This window comes from Jejuia pallidilutea (genome assembly GCF_002973595.1).
Lineage (GTDB): Bacteria > Bacteroidota > Bacteroidia > Flavobacteriales > Flavobacteriaceae > Jejuia > Jejuia pallidilutea.
Window position 1 is genome coordinate 1 of the sequence record NZ_PVEO01000014.1, and the last position, 25,353, is coordinate 25,353.

Genomic DNA, 25,353 nt, shown 5'->3' on the forward strand with positions numbered 1-25,353 from the left:
GGTCTCTACGTGTATATTAACCTTATTCCTCTCTTTGGTTCTTTATGATTAATTTATCTAATTTAGTGAAATGCTAAGTTAAGACGTGTATAATTAATGGCTGGTTCTCGCCTACTTACGAAAATCCTCGCGGATTTTCTATTCGGTTTATATTTGCTAATTTAGTTGCTTAAACACGCAACGAAATCATACACAAGACCGTTGTGTGTAATTTGAGAACATGAATAGAAAAAGAAAAATTATTCTGGCAATTTCCATAATAATCCTTGGATTTATAACATTTCGATTGTTTTTTATGAGTTACTATCATGACTTTTCGGAATACTTGACCCTTAAGGACAAAATTGTTTGGACGGAGAATAGAAAACTTAAATATTCTGACTTTAATTTTACTACAGACCCCGAATTAAAAGACCTTGACGCAAGAATAGGACTTCACTCCAGGTTTAATGTAAATGACCCGATTTTATTTAGGTCGCATACAGTTTTTGAGCCTAAAAACGCAAAAATATCTGACACAACTGACCCAAGAGATTTAAGAGTTGCTCAAGTTAAATTTGATTTACTTGAAGCGTATCGGCGCAGAATGGAAAAAGAAGTTGATAGTTTTAGAAAATTGAGCGTAAAAGATTTAAAAGCATCCGATTTTGATAAAATGCATAGACGTTATTATTCTGATTTTAAAAAAGAATGGTTAAGTTATAATGATTCAATTTATAATATACGCACATTAGAACGTTTGGAAAAGAAAGTAAAAAATGAATTGAAATAAAAACTACACACAACACCGGCTATAGTTCATTGCTTCTGACTTTCCTCTCGGAAAGTCCTCGCAAATTTGCTATCTTCGGTTTATGGCGGAAAATCCTCGCGGATTTTCACGCAACGAAACCATAGCCCAAACCGTTAGGCTCAATTTAACCAACAGAATATGATGAAAACAAATAGAAAGACATTAAGCACAATCGTTGTATTCTGTATGCTTTTGCTTTTTGCTTGCAAACAAGAAGTTCAACGAGCCAAAGAGCTTACTTTAGAAGAGAAAATAACATTAGCTATTGAGTCTAGGAGAATACCCACAGCAAAAGACCATAAAGTAAGTTTTACGATTCCTGAATCACTCATTGGAAGAGGACCTCAAATAACAGAGGTATTTAGCCATATGGAAAACTATATTCCTACTATTCTGATAGAAAAAGGAAATACAAAAACAACAAAGCTTCCAGAAAATATTAGTCAAACCCTCGGTCAAGAGATTCTCACCAGTGCCTTCTTTGGAAAGGAAACGTCACTTGACCAAATTTGCGATGAAAAACAAGTTAATGGAGTAATTGTTCTTCACAAAGGGCAAGTGGTTTATGAAAGGTATCCAGAAATGGAACCTTCTGACAAGCATTTTTTGGGCTCTGTAAGTAAAACATTTTTAGGAACCATAATCGCACACTTGGCAGATGAAGGTAAACTTAACGAACAGGATCCTATTGGGAAATATCTTATAGAGTTTAAAGGTAAGCCATTGGAGAATGTAACTATTGAAAATTTGTTAAGGATGACCTCAGGAATCAACTGCAGAGAAAGCGATGAGGGATCCTTTACTGACCCAAACCATTGTTTTTACAAATTACTTCAGCATTCTGCGGTTTATACAGAGCCAAATCCTGGATTTGAAGAGAGCCTAATAGAATTATTGTCCAATTCGGGAAAAATTGAACCCGCTGGTCAATCCTACGATTATACCTCTGCCAATTCTGTTATTCTGACCACCATCGCCGAAAGAGTTTCTTCCAAACCTTTTCATGAGTTGGTTCAGGACTATATATGGACAAAAATCGGAGCTGAAGATGACGCAAGGGTAACGCTATCCAGTACTGGTGTTGCTGGAAGTTACGGTCCAATACTAATGCGCCTGAGAGATCTGGCTAGATACGGACTGGCCTTTACAGATGATACTACTACAAAAATAGCATCGACACGATATATAAATCAAATTCATACTGGAGATAGATCATTATTTAGATCTGAAGGAGGAACAGATCAGCATTTGAGGAAAAAATATTATGAAGATCAAGGTGCAGATTTTCAAAGCTATCATTGGGATGTGATTTTTGAAGATGGCGACTTCCTTAAAACTGGGTTTGGAGGTCAGGGTCTTTACATATCACCAACAAAAAGATTGGTTATTGCTTTTTTTAGTGCAAAAAAGAATGAGACGAATAATAACATGTATATGACAGCCCTTGTCCGTAGTTTGGCATTACTTGAGCAATTTAAAGAATAAATTACTATGCACAACAACGGCTATAGTTCATTACGGCTGAAATTCCTAATCGGAATTTCGAGCCTTTTTGCTAAATTTATGGTTACTACGGAATGATACTCGCGTACCATTTCGTAACGAAACCATAGCCAAAACCGTTGTAAAACATAATCAACCAAACTCAAAAAGTACATAATGAAAAAACTGATTCTAATTACGAACATATTCATAAGCTTTGTTGTACAAGGTCAAGAATATGCATTCATACCTGACAGTCTAAAACTGCTGCCCATACAAAAACTTGCGAAAAAACAGCCACCCGAAGATTTTAAGCCAGTATTCTATGAAGATGGCACAAAAGCAAACTTCAAAGAAGTATTGCCGCTAATTATGGAAAATAAGTTAAAGCCCTTAATGTTCGTTGACAAAAACGGAAATTACAAAGCTTTAGTTGTTAAGAACCTAACGAAAAACGAAGACATAAAGATTGAATATGAAAACATACCTGAATCATTAACAAAATCGGGCTATTCATTCGGAAATCCAGATAGCAATATAGTAATCATTTATTTACAAGGTGGACCAGTAAATTATCTTACCACCTATGGGTTTGAAGCCTTAATGAATATTTCAGGTGGAATTGATGATAACAATTATTTTTTGGTAAATATGCGTGAATCACAAACAATGTATCCAGAAGAAACAGAAAGGGAAGAAATAACTTGGGAACGAGCAAAAAAGTATAATACTGAAACAGCTAAAACGCTTTATAAACTCATAAGTTTCTTTAAATCACAAAATAAAAAAGTTTATGTTGTTGGTGGGTCTTATGGTTCTTTTGTTGGTCTAAAATCCATTGCTGACTACAAGAATATCGCTGATGGATATTTGTTAATGGTAGGCAGACTGGATATGACACAGGAAGTAAGCAATGCCTATTCTAAAGGACTAAAAGCACAATTTGAAGAGGACGCTATAACACCTATTGTAGGTGAAAAGTCTGATAATATTTATACGGTAAATATGAGAAAAATAGCCTCTGCATTAAGTAGAGATGAGAAATATACTGAGTTGCTGAAAGACACCGACCTATCAAATGTCACCTACATTTATAGTGAAATAGACCAAAGCGTTGGAAAATTAACAGAAAAAGAAATAGCATTTCTCAAATCAAAAAACGCTGAAGTAGTAAATGTAAAAATTGAACACGGAAAGTATACGGAACTTTTAAAAGAAGGATTGAAAATTTTGTTAAATGATTAAAATTTATTAAAAATTAAGTTTTACAAACTTAAAATCACTTTAAATAATGGCTAGTAATCGCCTACTCATGAAGATACTATGGAATTTCTATTCGTTTTACATTTACTAACTTAGTTGCCAAACTACACTCAAACCGCTTTGGCAATATTAAAAACGACTTAAAAAGCGCTTTTAAACTGTTCTAAAAACCTAACATCGTTTTCACTCAACAAACGAATATCGCTTATTTGATGCAGCAATAAGGCTATTCTGTCTATTCCCATACCAAAGGCAAAACCAGAATACTCCTTAGAATCGATGCCACAGTTTTCCAATACATTAGGGTCTACCATACCGCAGCCCATAATTTCTAACCAACCTGTGCCCTTGGTCATTTTATAATCGGTTTCGGTTTCTAAGCCCCAATACACATCTACCTCGGCACTTGGTTCTGTAAACGGGAAGTAACTTGGGCGTAAACGTATTTTGCTTTTTCCAAACATCTCGGTAGTAAAATGTTGCAGGGTTTGTTTTAAATCTGCAAAACTTACATCTTTATCTATATACAAACCTTCTACTTGGTGGAAAAAACAATGCGAACGCGCCGAAATAGCCTCGTTTCTATATACACGTCCTGGAGAAATGGTTCTAATTGGTGGTTTATTATTTTCCATGTAGCGCACTTGTACAGAACTGGTATGTGTACGCAATAAAATATCAGGATTGGTTTGAATAAAAAATGTATCCTGCATATCGCGTGCCGGATGGTGTTCTGGCAAATTAAGTGCCGTAAAGTTATGCCAATCGTCTTCAATCTCTGGCCCTTCACTTACGTTAAATCCAATACGCGAAAATATATCGATAATTTGATTTTTTACTATGGAAATAGGGTGACGCGCACCTATTTCTATTGGCTGTCCAGGACGCGATAAATCGCCATAAACCCCTTTTACCTCTTCCTTACTTTCTAATTCTTCTTTTAAGGTGTTTACTTTTTCCTCAGCAGTTTTCTTAAGTTTATTAATGGTTTGTCCAAATTCTTTCTTTTGGTCGTTTGCCACATTTTTAAACTCAGCAAAATATTGGTTTAACAACCCTTTTTTACCTAAATATTTTATACGGAAAGCTTCTACCTCTTCTTTTGTTTGCGCTTTAAACGCCTCGGCTTCTGCAATGAGTTCTTGTATTTTATCTATCATAATACTTTATGCTGAATTTATTTCAGTACCAAAAATGATGGCAAATTTAATGAAATTATCAACATTACTGGGAGTAAACGGCAAAGTAATCTTTAAAAATTAAGAGATTGCCATATTACAAAAAAAGTGTAACTCTTAATAACACTATGGCTGGCTTTAGTTAGAGTTTTAAACGATTTTTATGTTATTTCGAATCCTGCCAACAGATGAGCATACAACACCACAAAGCAACTGCCACAATTTTTATATTCACTATGTTTTTGTTTAAAACAAGAATTAATGAGTAAAGCCTTTTTTTAATTTACAATTTTGATAAAAAAATAAGAATTACTAGAAGTAATGGTGCTTTAGGTAATATATTCGGTTTCTAAAAAATAGTTAACTATGGCTTCTTTCATTAAAACAGATTGCTCACCTGCTTTTAAAAACGGAAGTGCCTCTAAGGTTTTGTAATGTGGCCAACCCTCATCGTCTACAAAATCGAGCTCGTAATAGCCATACGGAGAAAGCAGCTTACAAATTGCAATATGCATGAGATCTAGCTTTTGATCTTTTTTAAACGTTCTGTTTAATTGCCCTAATTCTTGCACACCTATAAGATAAATTATAGCATCAAGATCTAAAATATCGCCATCTGCGAATTGGTTAGATAGTTTTTGCACTACCAATCCCCATCGTTCTTTTAATTTTTCGTCTCTAGACATTTATCTGTTTTATCAATATAAGAAATTCCCTTTACTATTTAAGGAAGCATTTAACTGTTACTATTGTATTGGCAATAATGCTTACATATATTGCGTTTCACATACTTAAAGTTGCAAAGTTAGTAAACCTAGGTATTAGTATTATTCTATATTTGTTTAAATTTACAGACATGGCAGTTATTGATATTATTCTTGGAGCACTCATTTTATTTGGAATAATTCGCGGTTTTATGAAAGGCCTTTTTGTGGAAGTAGCATCGCTTGCTGCTTTAGTTGCTGGCGTGTATGGCGCCATTCATTTTAGTAATTTTGCTGCCGAATTTTTAATGGAAAAAGTAACTTGGGACGAAAAGTACATTAATATTGTAGCATTTGCCATTACTTTTATAATTATAGTGTTAGCTATTGCACTTGCTGGAAAAGCCCTAACTAAACTGGCTAATTTTGCAGCTTTAGGTATTATAAATAAAGTGCTAGGTGCTGTTTTTGGTGGTTTAAAAATTGGCGTAATTTTAAGCGTTATTCTTATGGTTTTTAGTAATTTGAATAACACAATACCGTTTGCAAGTGATGATGATTTAGAGCATTCTGTTTTATATGAACCCGTAAAATCTTTAGCCCCAATGATTTTTCCAAACCTTTTAAAGAAAGAGGAAAACACTAAGGCTAACACTAAACAAACCGTTTAATACTGTTCCATCCATTTAAAAAATTTGTTGTAAACCTTATCTTTTTCTTGTTTTACATAATCTAAAAAGGCTAAAGCCACTGGCGATAAATTCTTCTTTTTTAACCATATTAATTTCCATTGCGATTCTAAAGGCAATCCTTTTACCGGAATAATTTTTAGTTCGTTTTGCGATAATTCGTTTTTAATGCTTAATAATGAAACGATAGACATACCAATATCTGCAACAACCGCTTGTTTTATAGCTTCATTGGTTGTTAGCTCTAATTTTATTTTGGGTTGAATGTGTTGTTCTGCAAAAAATTCTTGCATTGTAAATCGTGTTCCAGAGCCTTCTTCGCGATAAATTAGTGGAATTCTATTAAATATCGATTTGTCTTCTATACTTTTAATATTTAAGCTATTGCTAGAAGCTGCCACTAAATGCAGTTTATTAATCATAATGGGCTCTTCGTACAAATCTAGATGCTTGGGACTAATAGTTACCAAAGAAAAATCTACTTCGTTTTGCTCTAAGTCTTTAATAACATTGGTTTTGTTTGATACATCAAGCACCAAATCTATTTGCGGATGCTGTTTTAAAAATCCATTTAAAAAATAAGGCATTACATAATTTCCTGTAGACACTACCGATATTCTTAATTTCCCAGACAGTAATCCTTTAAATGCTTGTGTTTTATAATCTATAGTTCCTACTTGGTTTAAAATAGATTCTGCAATATTGTAAATTTCACTACCAAAATTGGTAACGTATAACTGCCTACCAATAACCTCGGTTAATGGAATATCAAACTGATCTTGAAAGTTTTTAAGTTGTATGGAAGCCGCGGGCTGCGTCATATTCAACTCTTCGGCAGCTTTGGTAATGCTTTTCTTTTGAACAATTACGCTAAATACCTTTAATTGGTGTAATGTGAAATTCATAAAATGTATTTATGTTTTTGATAACAAAATTAAATAAAAATATATGAAATAGATAAAATACTTTTGCGCCAACTTTTAAACAAACTATATGAATATTGATGTACTCATCAGCAACTTAACAAATCCTGTTCTTTTATTTTTTATTCTTGGAATATTGGCAACAGCTTTAAAGAGCGATTTAAAAATTCCTGAAAACTCCTCTAAATTTATCTCGCTTTACCTTCTTTTTGCTATTGGCTTTAAAGGCGGACAAGAACTTTCTCATAGCGCATTTAATTCTGAGATTTTATACTCTATTATTTTTGCAATACTACTCTCTAGCTTAGTGCCTATTTATACTTTTTTTGCACTTAAAAAAAAGGTTGGCGTGCCAAATGCAGGGGCTATAGCAGCAGCGTATGGCTCTGTTAGCGCCGTTACTTTTGTTACTGCTGTATCATTTTTAGAGCAACAAGGTGTTACTTTTGGCGGGCACATGGTAGCTATTATGGCTATTATGGAATCGCCTGCCATTATTGTTGGTGTAATTTTAATAATGCTATACGATGCTGGTAAAAAAACCGATAAATCTATAGGGTCTTTAATAAAGCATTCGCTTACTGGAGGTAGTGTTTTAATGCTTATTGGAAGCTTGGTAATTGGCCTAATTGCTGATGCAAATCAAGCTAGAGGTATAGAGCCTTTTACTACCGATATTTTTAAGGGATTCCTTTCGCTTTTCTTATTAGAAATGGGAATGGTTACTGCTAAACGTATACAAGGTTTTAAAAAGTACGGACTATTTTTATTTGCTTTTGGGATTATAGTGCCTTTAATTAATGGCTTAATTGTAGCCTATTTAAGTGGTTTTATTACCGAAAGCCCTGGTAACAGATTGTTATTTGCTATCCTTGGCGCGGGTGCGTCTTACATTGCGGTTCCTGCAACTATGAAACTGGCAGAACCACGAGCAGATGCTGGTATTTACATACCTATGGCTTTAGGGATTACCTTTCCGTTTAATATTACATTAGGCATGCCCATTTATTATGCTTTTATACAAATGATGTAGTTTTTAAAAACCCTTATAACTCCAATAAAAAAAGGCGGTCTTACTATAATTTATGTAAAGACAGCCTTTCTTAAGTTTTAAGTTTAAATGTTTAATCGAACTCTAGTCTAAACATTTGGTCTAAATGTTCTGTACTTTCCATAGTTACCTTTAAGTCTTTTATAACCCCATCGCTAAGTCCGTACACCCAACCATGAAGTTGTAAGTCCCAGTTGTTTTTCCAAGCTTGTTGCACTATTGATGTTTTAGCCAAATCGTAAACTTGTTGTTTTACGTTTAATTCTACTAAACGATCAAAACGTTTTTGTTCGTCAGAAATTTTATCAAGTTCTGTTTTGTTGCTTTTATAAACCTCTTTAATATTTCTTACCCATTTATTTATAAGACCAATAGATTTATTTTGCATTGCAGCATGCACGCCTCCACACCCATAGTGCCCACAAACAATAACGTGTTTTACTCTTAAATGGTTCACTGCATAATCTAAAACACTTAGCATATTCATGTCGGTATGTACAACCATATTGGCTATGTTTCTGTGTACAAAAACTTCGCCAGAGTGCGTTCCGGTAATTTCGTTTGCTGGTACTCTACTATCGGCACAACCAATCCATAACACAGGTGGTTTTTGTAATTCTGCTAATCGAGTAAAGTAATCCTTATCTTCCTCTAACTTTCTTGCAACCCAAGCTTTGTTATTGGACAATAACTTTTGATAATAATCATTTTCAGCCATAGTTTTATATTTTAATATTTATCTTTAATGTTTGCTTTTACCCAATTCAAGCATTCCTCAAATCTATTAAAAATGTGTTCTTCTGGAACAAAATCAGGAATAATATCAATCCGCTCCATCATGTAACGTGGTTGTTTGGGTAAACCAACAAAGAGTACTTCTACACCGTTTTTTTGTAAATCTTGCAACATATCTTCCATAGCATACAAGCCAGATTGATCCATATACTGCATTCGGGCCAACCTCATAATTACAATTTCGGCTGTATTAGGAATTTGAGCTACAAGTTGTTGGAAATCGCTTGTAGAACCAAAAAACAATGGCCCTTTAACGTGCTTAATAAACACTTCTTCTTTTAAATTATTAGGGAATTCTTTTTCATCTGCCCAAGCCTCTTCTTCTTTTAAGGAGGTTATTCCAGAGCGTTCACCCGTAATATCACCAATTTTTTTCATAAACATTAAAGATGCTATTACCAAACCTATGCCTACGGCGTATACTAAATTCCAGAATGTTGATAGCACCAAAACAGTTAACATAATTAAAACTTCCATGCTAAATTTAACTGGGCCAATCTTTACATCTTTAGGTAAATTAGGAATCGCTTTTAAGCCTTTATAATCCATAACACCAATACCTACCGTGATTAAGATTCCTGCTAAAACCGCAGCTGGAATTTTTGATGCTATTGGGCCTAAACCTAATAGAATAATAAACAACAGCACACCAGCTATCATACCAGATAGTTTTGTTTTACCTCCAGAAGTAATATTTACTACGGTACGAATGGTTGCTCCTGCCCCAGGTATACCCCCAAAAACGGCAGCTATACTGTTGCCTATACCCTGCCCAACTAACTCTTTATTAGGTTTATGCTTTGTTTTGGTCATGTTATCGGCCACAACACTTGTTAGTAACGAATCTATAGCCCCTAACAAGGCCAAGGTTAACGCTGTAAAAACATATGGTGTTACACTACTTAATTTAAACTCGGTAAATATTTCGAGATTAGGAACTGGCAACCCGCTAGGAATTTCTTCAATAGGTCTGTAGCCAAGGTTGAAGCCAACGGCAATGCCAGACATTACTATTAATGCTACAAGCGTGCTTGGTACTGCCTTGGTAATGCGTTTAAACCCATAAATAATGATAATAGTACCTAAAGCTAAGATTAACTCTAACCAATTTATGTTTTGCAAAGCTCTTGGTATAGCCTTTATAGCACCTAAAGCACCTGAAGCCTCTTTTGCCGCTAGAGTTTGAGATTCCTTTAAAACAGCATCTTGTGTAATTTCATCGGCTCTATTTATGGTTTCTTTAAAATTTTCTAGAACTAATATGCCTTCTCCTGCCTCATCTTTAAGAATGTTTTCTAAAATTACCTCTTGTGCCTGTGCCTTAAACGTATTTACAAACTCCATGTCTTCCTTTGGGTAGTATCCTAAAGAGGGTAATATTTGGGTGAGTATAATTATAACGCCTATAGCCGTCATAAATCCCGAAACAACGGGGTATGGGATATATCTAATATACATGCCTAATTTTAATGCTCCAAGACCAATTTGCATTAGTCCTGCGAGTAAAAACACTGTGAGTATGGTAGGAAGTGCTTTGTTTACATCGCCATCATTAGCAGCAATAATACCTGCAATAATTACCATACTTACAGCTGTCATTGGTGCTGTAGGGCCTGAAATTTGGGTATTTGTACCACCAAAAAGGGCTGCAAAAAAACTAATAAAAATAGCACCGTAAAGTCCTGCTGTAGGTCCTAATCCAGAGGACACACCAAAAGCGAGCGCCAAAGGTAGCGCCACAATTCCTGCTGTAATTCCGCCAAAGGCATCTCCTTTTATGTTTGTAAACAAGTTCTTCATATATCAAATAATATTAATCCATTTTATTAGAAATAGTTATTTTAATAAAATGGTTATAGTTTCCGAAGTTAACCTAATTTTTAAAAAATCAAAAATTGATTTATAAAGTTTGTTTACAAACACCTAAACCATACAACTACGCCTTATAATTACAAAAACTTGCAATTTTACAAGAAATTGCAAGCTTTTATTTTACTATTTACCCTTAACGCCTAGGCATTAAGTAGTTTTGAAGTAGAATCTATAATAAATTATAAAACTAATTCTTTCCGCTTTTGCGAAACTAAACGTAATGGTAAATCCTTTAGAATATTTGATGTATTATTTTTAGATGCCACTAAAACCGCAATATCATTTTTTTTATATAAAACATTCGTAATATGATCTCCCATAAAATTGAAGTTTTTTTGTTTTCTCTTACCTATAACAACTATATTAGGTTTAGTTTTATTAAGTTTATTTTCTATTTCGGTTTTAACATTGCCAATAGCAAATGATGTTTTGACATTAACTTTTACATGATTTGACAAAGGCGCTACTATGGCTTTAATTTTATTAGTAACATCTATATAATCTCTATTTATTGAACGCATAGCAGATAATTGGCTATCGGTATTTACTATTTCGGTTGGTTTTTTTACAGCAAAAAACTCATAATCGGCATTTATTTCTTCTGCCAATTTAGCCGTATAGCTAATTATTTCATCGGTAGGAGCATTTAAGTCTAGAAGTACTAATACCTTATTTTTATTCTTTTTCATAGCAATTTTTAATCAGGTTAGTTAATATCTATATTTGTGACTTTAACATTTTCAATTTTCACTTTAGAAACGTTAATCTTTTCTGGATGCCAATTGAAGTTTTTCGTGTAAGTTCTAATTGTATTTTTATCACTACTATCCATAACCTTTAAATACATCCATTCATTATCTAAAAGCATTTGTAAGTGCTTATTTTTTCTTAAGATAGACTCCACACGCTCTAAAGGCGCATGAATTATTGTAGTTAATCGCAATGGTTGGTGGTACATATCCGTATCTGTTGATTTAAGGGACTGTAATGGTAATCCCATTTTTAAATCGCCACCATTACCTTGAACCACCCCATAATGACCTGTAATATTATGGGTTACTTTAGAGCCACCACCAAATTTATCATTATCAACCGTACTGAAATAGTAATGATTGTTAATCCATTGGGTTACTACCATTGGACCGCCCATTATGCCTTCTAGAGCTTTTCCTTCTGGATCTAACTTCCAATTGTAAGAGTGCATAAAACATCTGCCATCTAAGTTACTAGATGCCGTTAATTTTCTAGAACCAACTATAAAAGCTGCATTTTTAGCCAATCCCCATTCTGGTCTTGTTTCTCCCCAATTTATAGATTTGGCTTGTGCTAGTGCTATGCTTCCAGACGTAACACCTAGCCTTTCAGCTGTGGCTGTTTCTTGGGCTTTTAGTAAATTATCTTTTAATGCTTTTAAAGACATTTTATGTGTTTCTGGAACTTGATTATCAAACAACTCTATTTCGTCTGTAGTGGTGTTATGCTCAGCACCAACAAAAATGGTGCTTTTCGGAATGTTTATATTGTGCGCTTTCGCTAAAACCCGTCTTACATCTTTATCGTTTGCTAAAGTAGCTAACAATCTTGCGTTATGCCTCCCAGGATTCGCTGCGCAAGCCCCACAATCTAAACTTGATGCAAATGGATTGTTAGCAGTTTTACTACCATGGCCTACAAATAATACTAATGGAGCAAATTGCTCCCATCCCATTAGGTCGAACCCTGATTTTACAATAGCTACTTTTTCTTCGAGTGCAATTGCTTTTTGTGTAGTATCGTTATAAGTAATTTGTGGTTCACAAAACGATTCGTATTCATTTTTATCATTCTTTAATTTTAAAAATACTTTAGGCATAAAAGATTGTGCTACAAGCGACAAACCATAGAATGCCCCAGAACCTTCCACAAACCCAAAGGACGATGGCAACATGTTCTTAAGGCGTTTTAAAATGCGCGTTTTAGATGTAGCTACCTTTTTGTTTCTTTTAAAAGCCTCATCTTTAACAGATGTATTTTCGAGAGGCGCTTCTGTTATTTTATAAGGAGATCCCACAATTGGAGGGCAGGACTTTACACTAATGTCTTCTTGATAATGTTGATAATCGGCAGCAATTCCAAAAAAGCCAGCATAACCAAAAGTTTCATAATTTCCTGAAGCTTCTACATGACGGCGGATGAGTTCCGATCGTGTATCGATACAAAATACCATTTGTGCATCTGGTAGATCTGCTTTATTTTCTAATGTGTTTTGAGCTGCTTGACTTGCTAGATTTAATGTAAGTTTATCTTGAAATGTCTTCTCCCATGCCTTTAACCAAAGGTGCTTTAACTTTGTATCTGGCGTATCTTCTTTAGGTTTTTTATCAACTTCTAAAGAAAACCCTAAATGGTTTGCAATGGTTAAACGTACAGCTAGATAATCTTCTATAGTTATAGGAAATTGTTGTTGCCATACCGTATTGGTGTTTGTTCTGTGCTTTATGTATCCTGTCCACCCTGGTAAGGCAGATATGTGTGCTGTAAACAATTCGTTGTAATTAGAAATGTTGTGTGCACTCAACACCTGTTCTATGGCATCTACGCTATCGTCTGGCACATGCTTTAAACTTGGTTTGCCTATGTCCTTATCATAACTTGCTAAGGCTTTCCATGCTTTAAAAAAGCCTTTTTCTTTATTAGGCATTTGCCATTCGGCCATACCTTCATCCATAAAAACCGCCAACCATTTCGTCATAATCACATCTAGCTTAGATTGTGGTTGTGATGTTTTTTGTGGCGCATTCTCCATCTGGTTTAAATATGCCTCTGGATTATCGTAGTATTCTGCTTCGCGTAAAATACCTTCTAAAATAGATTTATCTATATGATTGTTTTCCAGCGCTGTTCGGTAAACAGATGCACTTGGATAGGACTTTGACTTTAAATAATGTTCGGCTTCCTTTACAGCGTTTTCAAAAGACAACTTCTCGTAACCTGATAATGGATTAGAAGCTACAAAAGAATACAACGGCCACGTAGTACCAATGCGTTGAGAAGCGGCTTCTATACTTAAAAGTATTTGTTCTCTTTTTGTCATAACTTATTTGGTTTTAAAGGAAATTACAGATTTGTTTAATGGTTGAGACACATTCATAAGCTTTACATAAAGCCATGGTATTTTTCGATATATACCCGAAAGCATAATGTGGAATGCTATAAGAAATACAATGCCAAAAATTATATGTACTGCTGTTAATTCTACAGCTACATTTGCCATTGGCATATCGTACATTAGTAAGGTTACACCATTAAATACTAAGGCATAAACCCCAACTCCTGCAATTATTAATATTGGTGTAATGATTAGTTTTGTTACACCAGCTACGTTGGCATGATTTAAAATATTATAAACCACTTGCCCAACAGTAATGGCTACAATAAATGTTAAAAATAATCCGCTATCTAATGCTATACCTTTACCAGTTAAAAAACTAAAGAACACACCGCCTAAAATTGCAGATAGTGTAATAACTACTGCCTGTAAGGGTTTAATTATAATTGTTTCTGGTGGCTTTGGCAATGCGTTTTTAACTTCTTCGCCTGCTGTTAAAAATAAATAGGCCTTATAAAACCCGTGAAGTATTAAATGCGTAATAGCTGCTGAGAAAAACCCAAGCCCACACTGCATTACCATAAAACTCATTTGAGCAATGGTAGAACACGCTAACTTTTGCTTTACATTAACCTGAAGCAGTTTACTAAATTGCGCTACTATTGCGGTTACACCTCCAATAATAAATATGAGCAATAATATATTTGCCTTAAAAAGTACTGGTGCAAATAAGGTAAGTAGTATTCCTGCACCATTTACAAAACCTGCATGCATTAGGGCAGATGCAGGTGTAGGAGACGTCATTGCCGATAACAACCATCTGTGAAATGGAAATATGGCCGACTGAATAATAGCGGCTGTTAGAATAAATAACGAAGCTAAAGTAATTTGCCACTGCACAGCGCTTTCTAAATTCAGTAGAATTTCGGTTCTAGAAAATGCGCCTGTGGTAAAAACCAGTATTGCAATACCTAATGCAAAACATAGTGTGCCGCCATAATAATTTGTTCGTGCAAATTTAGAGGCGTGTTTTGCCTCTTTCCATTCTGAATCGATACCTATGAGTTTAGACATAATGGCTCCCATTAAAAACCAGAACAGTACCATTAATACCACATGGTTTGACACAACAAACAACATTACAGATAATGAAAATGCCAAACACAGTAAAAGAAACTTATTTTGGTACTTAAACCCTTTCATGTAGTTAGCTGAGTACATTTGCACTATACCGCTAAAAAATGAAACCACAGCGTAAATAACAATACTAAAGCCGTTAATGTGAATCCACCCGCCTAATCGCCATGATGGAAAAGCAGAAAAGTAATAAACAATTAATCCTGCGCTTAGTAAAAATATAAACCAAGTTAGTGGAATTAAAACTTTTGATAGTGTAGATCTTTTGTTTAATTGATCTAATGGATTTGCTTTCATAAGAAATAAAAATCTTTTTTTAGTTTTATTTGAATGCTTCGGAAAACCTATTTTTCCTTGACAGTGCAAATTTTAAAAAACTATTCCATTGATTTTTATTTATATATTAAATGAATAACATAAAATATTTTTATAATTAAGCCTAAACCTTTGTGTGTGTTGGAATATCACAAAAAAAAGGTTTCGAATTTGAAACCTTTTTTTTTAATTAATTCAACTTCAATTTTTAATTTCAACTGAAAATTGGGGTGCATTATTACTGTAAAGGTAAGTTTAAAACGCTTTTAAAAGCTTAATATCTTCAGAAGGAATCCATCCTGTTTTCCCATCAGAGAGCTTTATTTCTTTCCAATTATTTACAGTATCAAGTACCTGAACCTTAGTACCTTCGTGAAGCCTAAAAGACTCTTCGCTTCTTAAATTTGGCTCAGTCTTTACTTGAGATTCTTGAGCAAATACAATAGCTGGATTCTCTTTTTTATCTAATTCAAATTTATTGAAAGCAAATGCTAACGAGATACATAAAAACAGTAAACATATTATGCTTGTTATAAAGGTAATACGCTTTTTAAGAGACGAATACGAAAAGTAATATAGCAACACCAAAACCACATAAACAATTGCAAAGGCTACCGCGATTTTTGCCCACACATCAAAACTAAAAGTTTTGGTCATGCTTTTTATTAACTTAGAAAATCCCACTTCTGGAACATTTTCTATGGCATCTATGGTCATGTTATTGGCATAATCTAAATTATTTTTTATGTCCTTATCATTAGGATTTAAAAGGAGCGCCTTTTCAAAGTAATAAATGCTTGGTGCTATATTATTTAGCTTATAATGTGCATTTCCTAAATTATAATACAGTTCTGCCGAATGTGTATCGGTTTCTAAAACAGCCATATATTTATCTATAGCCTCGGCATATTTCCCCTGGTTGTACAATGTGTTCGCTTCATTAAAAAGCGTATTGTTTTGGGCCTCGACGCTTACGAAGCTTAACAGTACTATTACTATATATGCAACATGTTTCATCTTAACCTGCCTGTTTATCAATTAAAGAAATGGTTTTTGCTGCTTTATCATAATCTGCTTGCATAGTTACATTGGTAATAGGCGTATAACGTGCCAATTCGCAATTTTCAAAAATGGCTATAAAATCGTTTACAACATTGGTCTCTACGCCACGTTCTAGCAACAAACTTTGTATTCTATCTTTGCTTAATTCACTCGTTTCAATATGTAATTTTGCTTTAAGATAATTATGAAGTGCCTTTTCTAAAGCTTCATAAAACGCTTCTTTTTTTCCTAATTGCTTTTTAGCACCTTTTAAATATTTTCTAGCCAGTTTATCGGCTCTTCTAATTTTATTACCAACAACGTCAGCATCTCTAGTTGCCTTTTTTCTTCTAACTAAAATAGCTAAAGGGATGGCTAAAAATGGACCTAATAACAAACTCCAAAATAATTTAGTTTTGAAAAAATATTCCTTTTGTATTGGTTTAAAATCGGTTTTTGTTTTAATAAAAGCAAACTGGTTGCTATTTGTTTCTACACGTTGTTTTACAATACCATTTGATGTATTTGAAGCCTCTGATGCGGTATTTACTGGCCCGTCGAGAACATTAATAATAATTTCATCAGAAGATAAGCGTTTGTAACTTTCAGTTTTTAAGTCGAAATACGAAAATGAAATACTAGGTAATGGATATTTGCCTTTATATTGCGGTACAATGGTATAACTATCAGAAATGCTTCCCTGCATACCGCGAGTAGTTGTACTCACGTTTTCTTGATGTTCTGGCTCATAAACCTCTAAGGAGCTTGGTAAGGTTATTTTAGGAAGGTTAAATAATTTTAAATTGCCTTTTCCGCTAACTTCTACTTTTGCTTGTAACGATTCTGTAGCATCCAACTCTGTTTTAGATGTGGTTACCTTAAAACTAAAATCGCCCACAGCACCGCTAAAATCTGCAGGTTTACCTTTTTCTGGTAGTGGCTTTACATTAATGGTTCTGTTTCCTGCAGATACGGTTCTATTAACCCTTGTCATTAAGCGACTTCCAAAAATGTCGCGACGGTTAGTTGGCACCTGTACCGATACATTTAATGATAATGGCTCTATATTTAGTTTTCCTGTACGTTGCGGGTATAATACGGTTTTACGCAATACTAAAAAGCGATAGTCTTCACCATTAAACGTTCCGTTTTGCACACGCTGCCCTTTGGTATCTATACTCTGGCTCCAAAAATCATCGTACCTAGGCACATCTATTTCCCGCCAGCTATCTACACCTGTTGTTGGTGCTACATATAATTTGTAAACAACCGTAATAGCTTCATTTAAATAAGGCGTTGCATTTGAAACCTCAGCAACCAAATGAATATTATTAGAAGCTACATAATTAGGGTCGTTTGGGTTTTTAGGTTTATCTATAGCAGCGGTTATCTCTATTTTAACGGGGGTTGTTTTATAGATTTCACCTTCAATTTCAATAGTGGCTTGCCCTAATGTAAATGTTCCTCTCTCTTTAGGCGCTAAAAAATAGCTATATGTTTTTTTATAGGTACGAACACCGTTAATCCAAGAATTACTTACCGATTGGTTGGGCCCTCCAACAACAGTAAATCCATTAAAACTTGGTGGATTAAAATTATCGCCATCTTTGTTCATTTCAAAATCTACGCGTAAACGCTCGTTTACACCCAGTTTTTTCTTGCTAACCTTAGCTTGAAAAGTAACTTGAGCTAAGGCCACATTTGTAGCAAGCATTACTGTAACTACTACTAAGATGTGTTTTATTAATTTCATTTTCCTTTTCTACTTTCAATAATATCGACACGTTAAATTCTAAAATCAAAAAAAAACTAAATTACAAAACCCGCTTTGACTTCAAACTTCAAACTTCATGATCCAAACTCCAAACTTCATGCTTCATGCTTCAATCTTGCAATTACCAATCCTTTTCAGTTTTAACCTTAACGCCTTTTTGCTTTTCAGCATTCATTTTTTCTTGTACCTTTTGCTCTTGGTTATTCATAGCCTCTAGCAAACTTTTAATTTGCTGAGGAGATAGTTGCCCAGGCTTTGGTTGGGGTTTTTTATTGTCTTCTTTTTCTTTATCGCCTTTATTTTTATCCTCTTTTTTATCCTCAGGTTTTTTGTTTTCATCTTCTTTATCTTCTCCATCCTGCTTCTCATCTTCTTTATCCTCACCGTCTTTATTGTCCTGATTATCTTTATTGTTGTCTTGGTTTTCTTTGTCTTCGTCTTTTTTATCGTCGCTATTGTCTTTGTCCTCTTTGTTCTCGTCGTCTTTATTTTCGTCTTCTTGCTGTTTCGCACACTCTTTCGCCAAGGCTAAATTATAGCGTGTTTCGTCGTCTGTAGGATTGTTTCTTAAGGCGCTCTTGTAGGCTTCTACAGCTTCTTTACATTTTTTATTTTGCATGAGCACATTCCCCATATTATGAAATGCCTTATGTTTTGCTGTTTTAGAAGTAGCTAATTTTGCTGTTTGTTGATGACGGTATAAGGCTTCTTCAAAATTTCCTTTTTCATAATAGGAATTGCCCAAATTATAAATTCCAGCGATATTGTCCGATTGCTTAGACAGCGCTTTTCGGTATTCCATTTCGGCAGCGACAAAGTCTTCACTTACCAGCTCATTGGCTTCATAAACGTAATTATTAGCTTGTTTCTCAGCCATAATACGTTCTTTGTTTTCTTGCGAAACCCCAACAAATGTTATACAGAATATAATTAATACTATAAATTTTTTCATTTTTAAAACATCTATATTTCTAAGTTATAAAACTGTTGTTTTTATTGCGTTAAAAAAACTATAAATTTGGGCGTTACCCTATAGGATCGCGCCTGCCTGCCGGCAGGTTTTTACTGCTCTCCCCGATTATCATCGGTATAAAAATACCGTTCAATCCCTAACACGGGCATACCAGCCAAAGTTTATGTTTCTCACTAAAAACTTTTCCTTTTTGCGGATGTCTAAAAGAACTATGAGATTTTGAAAACCTCACAGATTTTAAAGACTTAAAAGTTCTCGTTAAATAAATTCAATTTTTTCAACCACGCCGTTTTTCGCTCTAATAGGAAAATATCTAGAAACAAAAAGAAAACACCAAACCCTAAAAACCACTGAAACTGGTCTTTAAAATCGGCAAATTGTTTCGCTTCAAATTCGGTTTTATCCATTTTGTTTAAAATCTCCCTAATATTTTCTACTACATCATTAGTTATTTTTCCATTAATGTATGCGCCATTGGCTTCTTCGGCTATACCTTTTAAGGTGTCTTCGTTCAACTTAGTAATTACGGTTTCACCTTGGTTATCTTTTTTATAGCTTACCACAACACCATTGCGTTTTAATGGAATTGGACCGCCTTTTACGTCGCCAACGCCAATGGTGAAAATACGAATACCTTCAGCCTTAGCCTCCTCTGCCAAATCTATTGCAGTTTCGCTATGATCTTCACCATCTGAAATAATAATTAACACCCTATTTGTTTGTTCATCATTATCAAAATAAGTTTTAGATAATTTTATTGCTTCGTTAATTGCTGTTCCTTGAGATGATAACATATCGGTATTCATGTTATTTAAAAACATTTTTGCCGATGCATAATCTGTTGTAATGGGTAATTGCGGAAAAGCTTTTCCTGCATAAGCAATAATCCCAACACGATCGCTAGCTAAATTATTTATAATTTGGGTGACTAATTGTTTGGCTTTTTCTAGACGATTAGGTGCTATATCTTCTGCTAACATACTCTTAGAAACATCTACAGCAAAAACAATATCTACCCCTTCGCGCTTTACGGTTTCTAACTTAGTACCTATTTTAGGGTTAATTAATGCAACTGATAAACACAAAAAAGCCAAACTTAATAGTACAATCTTTAAGACCGATTTAAAGAATGATTTATCTGGACTTAACCTTTTTAATAAATCCTTGTCAGCAAATTTCTTTTGTGTTTTATGTTTCCATAATTGAAGCACCAAAAAGAATAGGATGATTACTGGGATAACTCCCAAAGTCCAAAACCATATTTTTTCATCTAATTGATACATTTCTTAGTATTCAGTTTATTGTGGCAGTTCACAGTTAGGATTCAAACCTAATTAACCACCTTTTTATTTACTTTAAATTATTATTTTAAAATTTCCGCCTTCGCGGAAATGACAAAAAAATTATACAAAACTTCTAAAAATAGTAAAGCGCAATAACAGTTCTAACAACAACAACAACAATCCTGCTAATAGTACAAGCGGACGATATTTTTCCTCGTAATTGTAAAACTTAAACTCTTCTATTTCTGTTTTTTCTAATTTGTTTATCTCTTTATAAATCTCTTCTAATTTCTCGTTATTGGTAGCTCTAAAGTATTTTCCACCTGTAGCATCTGCTATTTCTTTAAGTAATTCTTCATCAATTTCAACTTGGGCTCTACCGTACTGAATTCTACCCGTTCTTGGATCTAAAGCTATTGGCGATAATGCCATACCGTTAGTTCCTAAACCAATGGTGTAGGTTTTAATGCCATATTCTACAGCCAATTCACTGGCAGTTCTAGGGTCTATAAAACCTGTATTGTTTACACCGTCGGTTAGTAAAATAATAACCTTACTTTGGGCTTTACTATCTTTTAAGCGGTTTACCGAGGTGGCTAAACCCATGCCAATAGCGGTACCGCCTTCTATAATTGTATTATATTCTATACTTTTTAAAGAGCGTAACACAATAGCTTTATCGCTTGTTATAGGGGTTTTTGTATAGCTTTCGCCAGCGTATTCTACCAAACCTATACGGTCGTTTGGGCGCCCTTTAATAAACTCTGATGCTACATCTTTTAGAGCTTCCAATCGGTTTGGTTGTAAATCTTTTGCCAACATACTTGCAGACACATCTATAGCCATTACAATATCTATACCTCGTGTAGTTTTGGTTTTAGAAGACACATCTACAGATTGTGGTCTTGCTAACGCCGTAATTAAAAGCGCTAAAGCTAAAAGCCTAAACACAAACAGGATATGCTTTAGTTTTGGCAACCAAGAATTGGTAACTTTAAATCCTTTTAAGCTAGATATTTTAAGTTCTGCTGTTTGTTTTTTGTTTTTAAAAACATACCAAGCTATAGCTACTGGCAACAATAGCAGTAACCAAAACAATTCTTTATTTAAAAACTCAATACCTTCTAACATTATTCTTCGTCTGCTTTAAGTTCTATGGAGTTTAAAATGCGTTCTTCTATTTTATCTGCATACACATCATCTTCTTCGGTTGTAATTACAATTTGCTGAAAAATATTGCCCGAATTAAATAATAGAATGGTGTACTCTCCTTTTTGTTTTTTACCTTCAATAAGGGTTGGAAAATCGCCTGAACCATGAACTTTTAGTCCTTCTGCGCCATTTGGTGTTGCGAATTTTTCGTTTTTAACCAGCATATTTTCAACACCTTGTTGTTCTATCATTTTTATACTTTGTTCTGCAATTTGTTCTAATTCAATTTTGTTTTCTCCTAGGTTTTTCACTTTTGTAGTGATAACGTACACATGAAATCCTTCCAAAAGGCTTCCGTAACCAAACATCGTCATGTCCACCTGTTGTTTTGCTTCTTCGGGTATTGGAGCAGGCATACGCTTTAACACTATTGGTGTTGAAATGGTTATTGGAGGGACGCCGTATTGACTTGTTATCCATTCGCCTTCTAAAAGCGCTTTACTTTCATGGCCGATAATGGTGTCTTTAACATAATTGAAACCATATTTTATAGAAAACCCTGTAATGGTAATTAAAAGTAAAAAGATACTAATGCCAACCGTTAGCCATACCTTTTTACGTTGCTTTTTTAGTTCTTGCTCTTTGCGGTATTGCTCATCTAAAAGCTTTTCTTCTTCGGTTGGTTCTGGCAAGACCTCTTTAACATGGTCTATTTCGGCATCAATAGTTTTTCTATCTAATTCGGCTAAAGCTACGTCTGGAGCAGATTTTGCAAACTTTACTAAATCGGCACGTCTTAAAATGCTTTCTAAATTTTTTATTGTGTCTGTGCTCAAATCTATTTGATTGCCATCCTTTAATAAGCGTAATTTATTAACCAACTCATCTGTGGTACTTTCTAAAGCGTGATCGTATACTTTTTCGTCTAAATATTTTCTAATAATTAGCGTTAACTCAGAGTAATAGTCCTTTAACTGTTCGTGTTTTAAATAGTGGCTTTCATCTAGCTTTTTAAGTGCCAATTTTGCACGGTCGTATGGTGGTAAAAGTGCAATTTTTTCTTCTTCGCTTAGTGGTTTTTGTCGCCAAATAAACCACCATAACAAAGCGGCAATACAGCCTAAAATTAACAACGTAATTATTAGATATTTCCACCAATTACTTCCTGTTTTTTTTACTTCAATTATGGGCTTAATATCGTAAAGCCCTTGTTTTGTGGTATCAACCTCAATGGTATTTACTACAACTTTAAGCGAATCTGTAAAAAACGTGTTATCGCCAACAATTATTTTTTGACGCGGAATGGTGTAGGCACCAGAGTCGAATTGCGTTAATCCGTATTTTTTTATTAAACTGAATTTATCTTTGTTTTTGATAGTATCAATAGCATAAGACTCTATCATTTCTAAGGGTGTAAATGTTTGCCCTTCTGGAAACACAACCAAATTTATAGAATCTGTTTCTACTTGAATTTTATAGGTGATTTGCTCTCCTATTTTTATGGTAGTAGAATCTATTGATGATGTTACTTGTGCGAATGAGAATAAAGACCATAGACAAAAGACAAAAGACAAAATGAGTGAAGACCGAAGACGAATAACCGAAAACAGGCTGCCGAAAACGGAAGTTCTTTTATTCATAAATCTAAAATCGTTCATCATAAATCGTTAATATTTTAGCTTCTTCTTTTAAAATATCCCAATAATTTCTTTACATAACTTTCGTCTACCCTACAGTCTATAACGCCGGCACCTGAACGCGAAAACGTTTCTTTGTAATAATTTACTTTTCCTCTGTAAAATTTTGCATAGTTTTCCCTTACTTTCTTAGAGGTTGTATTTACCAACATAAGCTCACCTGTTTCTTCATCTTGCATTTGTACCACACCAATATTAGGAATGTTTTCTTCTCGTTTATCGTAAACTCTTATTCCTGTAACATCATGTTTTCCCGAAACTATTTTCATAGTGCGCTCGTAATCGTCTGCAATAAAATCAGAAAGCACAAAAACAATCGCTTTTTTCTTCATAACGTTTTGCATGAATTTTAAGGCTTCGGCTAAATTGGTTTGTTTACTTTCTGGCTGAAATTCTATTAATTCCCTAATGATACGCAACACGTGCGAACGTCCTTTTTTGGGAGGTATATAAAGTTCTATTTGGTCTGAAAATAAAATAAGCCCTATTTTATCGTTGTTCTGTGTGGCTGAAAATGCCAAGGTTGCCGCTATTTCTGTTACCACTTCATTTTTAAACTGCTGCTCTGTACCAAACAACTCAGAACCCGAGATATCTACCATAAGCATCATGGTTAATTCGCGTTCTTCTTCAAATACTTTTACAAATGGTTCGTTGTAACGTGCGGTAACATTCCAATCTATATTCCTTACATCGTCGCCAAATTGATACTGGCGTACTTCACTAAAAGTCATACCTCTCCCTTTAAATGTAGAGTGGTATTCACCACCAAAAATATGATCAGACAAACGGCGTGTCTTAATCTCTATTTTTCGTACTTTTTTTAGTAATTCTTTAGTATCCATGTTTCAGTAAACAGTTTTCAGTCGCAGTTTTCAGTTATTAAAAACCGTTGAGTTTTTTTTAGTATTCAGTTTGAGTAAGCAACTGCTAACTGTAACTGAACACTGAAAACTCTTTTTATGGTACTTCTATCTCGTTTACAATTTTGTTGATGATGTCTTCAGAGGTTACGTTTTCAGCTTCAGCTTCGTAGGTAATACCTATTCTGTGGCGTAATACATCGTAAACTACAGCGCGAACATCCTCTGGAATAACATAACCTCGGCGCTTAATAAAAGCATAGCATTTGGCCGCAGTTGCCAAATTAATACTACCACGGGGCGAGGCTCCAAAAGAAATTAATGGTTTTAAATCGGTAAGTCTATATTTTTCAGGATATCTGGTTGCAAAAATTATATCCAAAATATATTTTTCTATTTTTTCGTCCATATACACATCCCTCACCGCCTCTTGTGCAGTTAAGATTTGCTTTAAAGACACTACAGGATTTACTTTATCAAAAGCACCTTTTAAATTTGCTCTAATAATTAACTGCTCCTCATCTAGCTTTGGGTAGTCTATAACCGTTTTTAGCATAAAACGGTCTACCTGTGCTTCTGGCAATGGGTAAGTTCCTTCCTGCTCTACTGGGTTTTGCGTTGCCATAACCAAAAACGGTTTGTCTAAGGTAAAGGTTTCGTCTCCAATGGTAACTTGTTTTTCCTGCATGGCTTCCAGTAATGCCGATTGTACTTTTGCAGGTGCTCTGTTAATCTCATCTGCCAGTACAAAATTTGCAAAAATTGGGCCTTTTTTAATAGAGAAATCGTTCTCCTTCATATTGTAAATTAAAGTCCCTGTAACATCGGCAGGCAATAAATCTGGTGTAAACTGTATACGACTAAAAGCACCGTCTACCGCCTGTGCCAAAGTATTTATGGCTAGGGTTTTTGCTAATCCAGGCACACCTTCTAATAAAATGTGTCCACGACCTAAAAGCCCGATAAGCAAACGCTCTACCATGTGTTTTTGGCCCACAATTACTTTATTCATTTCTAAAGTAAGCAAATCTACAAAGGCACTTTCCTTTTCAATTTTCTCGTTAATAGACTTAATATCAATTGTACTGGTTTCTTCCATCATTTTTAAGTTTTTAGAGATCTATTATATCGCCCATTTTTAAAGCAATGCAAATTGTTAAAATTTTTATTTGAAACCTGTTAAAGATTGGTTAAAAAAATTGGCAAAACACTATGAAACCTCACTTTAACCATTAATTATGATAAGTTTATCTTAAATAGCGCAAAATGGTGAATAATTA

General features: G+C 34.3%; 21 protein-coding genes. 5 read left to right on the plus strand and 16 right to left on the minus strand.

Annotation, left to right across the window (positions count from 1 at the left end; translation table 11 throughout):
- The first annotated feature begins 220 nt into the window (after nucleotides 1-220).
- From CLV33_RS16130 to CLV33_RS16140, 3 genes are all read left to right on the plus strand, one after another.
- Nucleotides 221-772 (plus strand): hypothetical protein, encoded by a 552-nt coding sequence (locus CLV33_RS16130; RefSeq protein WP_146109762.1) that lies wholly within the window; start codon nucleotides 221-223, stop codon nucleotides 770-772.
- A 159-nt stretch (nucleotides 773-931) separates the two neighbouring features.
- Complete coding sequence (locus CLV33_RS16135) at nucleotides 932-2,278, plus strand: serine hydrolase domain-containing protein (RefSeq protein WP_105474747.1); 1,347 nt, start codon at nucleotides 932-934, stop codon at nucleotides 2,276-2,278.
- Between the two features lie 174 nt (nucleotides 2,279-2,452).
- Nucleotides 2,453-3,520, plus strand: coding sequence for a hypothetical protein (locus CLV33_RS16140; protein ID WP_105474748.1), 1,068 nt, complete (start codon nucleotides 2,453-2,455; stop codon nucleotides 3,518-3,520).
- Nucleotides 3,521-3,678: 158 nt separating this feature from the next.
- Here CLV33_RS16140 and pheS read toward each other — a convergent pair whose 3' ends face one another.
- Entirely contained in the window at nucleotides 3,679-4,698 is a 1,020-nt protein-coding gene (pheS, locus tag CLV33_RS16145) for a phenylalanine--tRNA ligase subunit alpha (RefSeq protein ID WP_042239901.1), read from the minus strand.
- A gap of 347 nt (nucleotides 4,699-5,045) precedes the next feature.
- A complete protein-coding gene (locus CLV33_RS16150) occupies nucleotides 5,046-5,402 on the minus strand; it encodes a hypothetical protein (RefSeq protein ID WP_105474749.1) in 357 nt (118 codons plus the stop codon).
- A 170-nt stretch (nucleotides 5,403-5,572) separates the two neighbouring features.
- Between CLV33_RS16150 and CLV33_RS16155 the strand changes: the two genes are divergently transcribed.
- Entirely contained in the window at nucleotides 5,573-6,091 is a 519-nt protein-coding gene (locus CLV33_RS16155) for a CvpA family protein (protein ID WP_042240626.1), read from the plus strand.
- Here CLV33_RS16155 and CLV33_RS16160 read toward each other — a convergent pair.
- Nucleotides 6,088-7,014, minus strand: a complete 927-nt coding sequence (locus CLV33_RS16160) for a LysR family transcriptional regulator (RefSeq protein ID WP_105474750.1) — start codon at nucleotides 7,012-7,014, stop codon at nucleotides 6,088-6,090. The genes CLV33_RS16155 and CLV33_RS16160 overlap by 4 nt on opposite strands.
- 88 nt (nucleotides 7,015-7,102) lie before the next feature.
- Between CLV33_RS16160 and CLV33_RS16165 the strand changes: the two genes are divergently transcribed.
- The gene (locus tag CLV33_RS16165) at nucleotides 7,103-8,065 is read left to right on the plus strand and encodes a sodium-dependent bicarbonate transport family permease (RefSeq protein WP_105474751.1); all 963 of its coding nucleotides are present in this window, start codon (nucleotides 7,103-7,105) and stop codon (nucleotides 8,063-8,065) included.
- Nucleotides 8,066-8,156: 91 nt separating this feature from the next.
- On the opposite strand, the gene can is transcribed toward CLV33_RS16165, so the two are convergent.
- The 13 genes from can to CLV33_RS16230 all read right to left on the minus strand — a co-directional run bounded on the left by can (nucleotide 8,157) and on the right by CLV33_RS16230 (nucleotide 25,172).
- Nucleotides 8,157-8,801 carry a carbonate dehydratase gene (can, locus tag CLV33_RS16170; RefSeq protein WP_105474752.1) on the minus strand — a complete coding sequence of 215 codons (645 nt, stop codon included), beginning with the start codon at nucleotides 8,799-8,801 and terminating at the stop codon, nucleotides 8,157-8,159.
- A gap of 11 nt (nucleotides 8,802-8,812) precedes the next feature.
- The gene (locus tag CLV33_RS16175) at nucleotides 8,813-10,678 is read right to left on the minus strand and encodes a SulP family inorganic anion transporter (RefSeq protein WP_105474753.1); all 1,866 of its coding nucleotides are present in this window, start codon (nucleotides 10,676-10,678) and stop codon (nucleotides 8,813-8,815) included.
- A gap of 251 nt (nucleotides 10,679-10,929) precedes the next feature.
- Nucleotides 10,930-11,439, minus strand: coding sequence for a universal stress protein (locus CLV33_RS16180; protein ID WP_105474754.1), 510 nt, complete (start codon nucleotides 11,437-11,439; stop codon nucleotides 10,930-10,932).
- Nucleotides 11,440-11,456: 17 nt separating this feature from the next.
- Nucleotides 11,457-13,823 carry a DUF2309 domain-containing protein gene (locus CLV33_RS16185; RefSeq protein ID WP_105474755.1) on the minus strand — a complete coding sequence of 789 codons (2,367 nt, stop codon included), beginning with the start codon at nucleotides 13,821-13,823 and terminating at the stop codon, nucleotides 11,457-11,459.
- Nucleotides 13,824-13,826: 3 nt separating this feature from the next.
- The gene (locus CLV33_RS16190; protein ID WP_105474756.1) at nucleotides 13,827-15,272 is read right to left on the minus strand and encodes a proton-conducting transporter transmembrane domain-containing protein; all 1,446 of its coding nucleotides are present in this window, start codon (nucleotides 15,270-15,272) and stop codon (nucleotides 13,827-13,829) included.
- A gap of 273 nt (nucleotides 15,273-15,545) precedes the next feature.
- Nucleotides 15,546-16,307 (minus strand): tetratricopeptide repeat protein, encoded by a 762-nt coding sequence (locus CLV33_RS16195; RefSeq protein WP_105474757.1) that lies wholly within the window; start codon nucleotides 16,305-16,307, stop codon nucleotides 15,546-15,548.
- 1 nt (nucleotide 16,308) lies between these two features.
- Nucleotides 16,309-18,084 (minus strand): BatD family protein, encoded by a 1,776-nt coding sequence (locus tag CLV33_RS16200; protein ID WP_105474758.1) that lies wholly within the window; start codon nucleotides 18,082-18,084, stop codon nucleotides 16,309-16,311.
- Between the two features lie 142 nt (nucleotides 18,085-18,226).
- Nucleotides 18,227-19,057: a tetratricopeptide repeat protein gene (locus CLV33_RS16205; protein ID WP_105474759.1), complete on the minus strand. Its 831-nt coding sequence runs from the start codon at nucleotides 19,055-19,057 to the stop codon at nucleotides 18,227-18,229.
- A 266-nt stretch (nucleotides 19,058-19,323) separates the two neighbouring features.
- Nucleotides 19,324-20,361 (minus strand): vWA domain-containing protein, encoded by a 1,038-nt coding sequence (locus CLV33_RS16210; RefSeq protein WP_105474760.1) that lies wholly within the window; start codon nucleotides 20,359-20,361, stop codon nucleotides 19,324-19,326.
- A 120-nt stretch (nucleotides 20,362-20,481) separates the two neighbouring features.
- Nucleotides 20,482-21,492 carry a vWA domain-containing protein gene (locus CLV33_RS16215; protein ID WP_105474761.1) on the minus strand — a complete coding sequence of 337 codons (1,011 nt, stop codon included), beginning with the start codon at nucleotides 21,490-21,492 and terminating at the stop codon, nucleotides 20,482-20,484.
- A complete protein-coding gene (locus tag CLV33_RS16220) occupies nucleotides 21,492-23,153 on the minus strand; it encodes a hypothetical protein (RefSeq protein ID WP_105474776.1) in 1,662 nt (553 codons plus the stop codon). The genes CLV33_RS16215 and CLV33_RS16220 overlap by 1 nt, the downstream gene beginning before the upstream one ends.
- A gap of 35 nt (nucleotides 23,154-23,188) precedes the next feature.
- Nucleotides 23,189-24,055, minus strand: coding sequence for a DUF58 domain-containing protein (locus CLV33_RS16225; protein WP_042247609.1), 867 nt, complete (start codon nucleotides 24,053-24,055; stop codon nucleotides 23,189-23,191).
- 115 nt (nucleotides 24,056-24,170) lie between these two features.
- The gene (locus CLV33_RS16230; RefSeq protein ID WP_042239933.1) at nucleotides 24,171-25,172 is read right to left on the minus strand and encodes an AAA family ATPase; all 1,002 of its coding nucleotides are present in this window, start codon (nucleotides 25,170-25,172) and stop codon (nucleotides 24,171-24,173) included.
- Nucleotides 25,173-25,353 lie beyond the last annotated feature (181 nt).

Bases quoted from the DNA above. Each gene is read 5' to 3' on its own strand.
- CLV33_RS16220 (WP_105474776.1), bottom strand. From the start codon at position 23,153: ATGAATAAAAGAACTTCCGTTTTCGGCAGCCTGTTTTCGGTTATTCGT.
- CLV33_RS16165 (WP_105474751.1), top strand. From the start codon at position 7,103: ATGAATATTGATGTACTCATCAGCAACTTAACAAATCCTGTTCTTTTA.
- CLV33_RS16180 (WP_105474754.1), bottom strand. From the start codon at position 11,439: ATGAAAAAGAATAAAAATAAGGTATTAGTACTTCTAGACTTAAATGCT.
- CLV33_RS16155 (WP_042240626.1), top strand. From the start codon at position 5,573: ATGGCAGTTATTGATATTATTCTTGGAGCACTCATTTTATTTGGAATA.
- CLV33_RS16210 (WP_105474760.1), bottom strand. From the start codon at position 20,361: ATGTATCAATTAGATGAAAAAATATGGTTTTGGACTTTGGGAGTTATC.
- CLV33_RS16150 (WP_105474749.1), bottom strand. From the start codon at position 5,402: ATGTCTAGAGACGAAAAATTAAAAGAACGATGGGGATTGGTAGTGCAA.
- CLV33_RS16190 (WP_105474756.1), bottom strand. From the start codon at position 15,272: ATGAAAGCAAATCCATTAGATCAATTAAACAAAAGATCTACACTATCA.
- CLV33_RS16230 (WP_042239933.1), bottom strand. From the start codon at position 25,172: ATGGAAGAAACCAGTACAATTGATATTAAGTCTATTAACGAGAAAATT.
- CLV33_RS16175 (WP_105474753.1), bottom strand. From the start codon at position 10,678: ATGAAGAACTTGTTTACAAACATAAAAGGAGATGCCTTTGGCGGAATT.
- CLV33_RS16130 (WP_146109762.1), top strand. From the start codon at position 221: ATGAATAGAAAAAGAAAAATTATTCTGGCAATTTCCATAATAATCCTT.
- CLV33_RS16140 (WP_105474748.1), top strand. From the start codon at position 2,453: ATGAAAAAACTGATTCTAATTACGAACATATTCATAAGCTTTGTTGTA.
- pheS (WP_042239901.1), bottom strand. From the start codon at position 4,698: ATGATAGATAAAATACAAGAACTCATTGCAGAAGCCGAGGCGTTTAAA.
- CLV33_RS16135 (WP_105474747.1), top strand. From the start codon at position 932: ATGATGAAAACAAATAGAAAGACATTAAGCACAATCGTTGTATTCTGT.
- CLV33_RS16205 (WP_105474759.1), bottom strand. From the start codon at position 19,057: ATGAAAAAATTTATAGTATTAATTATATTCTGTATAACATTTGTTGGG.
- can (WP_105474752.1), bottom strand. From the start codon at position 8,801: ATGGCTGAAAATGATTATTATCAAAAGTTATTGTCCAATAACAAAGCT.
- CLV33_RS16215 (WP_105474761.1), bottom strand. From the start codon at position 21,492: ATGTTAGAAGGTATTGAGTTTTTAAATAAAGAATTGTTTTGGTTACTG.
- CLV33_RS16225 (WP_042247609.1), bottom strand. From the start codon at position 24,055: ATGGATACTAAAGAATTACTAAAAAAAGTACGAAAAATAGAGATTAAG.
- CLV33_RS16195 (WP_105474757.1), bottom strand. From the start codon at position 16,307: ATGAAACATGTTGCATATATAGTAATAGTACTGTTAAGCTTCGTAAGC.
- CLV33_RS16160 (WP_105474750.1), bottom strand. From the start codon at position 7,014: ATGAATTTCACATTACACCAATTAAAGGTATTTAGCGTAATTGTTCAA.
- CLV33_RS16200 (WP_105474758.1), bottom strand. From the start codon at position 18,084: ATGAAATTAATAAAACACATCTTAGTAGTAGTTACAGTAATGCTTGCT.
- CLV33_RS16185 (WP_105474755.1), bottom strand. From the start codon at position 13,823: ATGACAAAAAGAGAACAAATACTTTTAAGTATAGAAGCCGCTTCTCAA.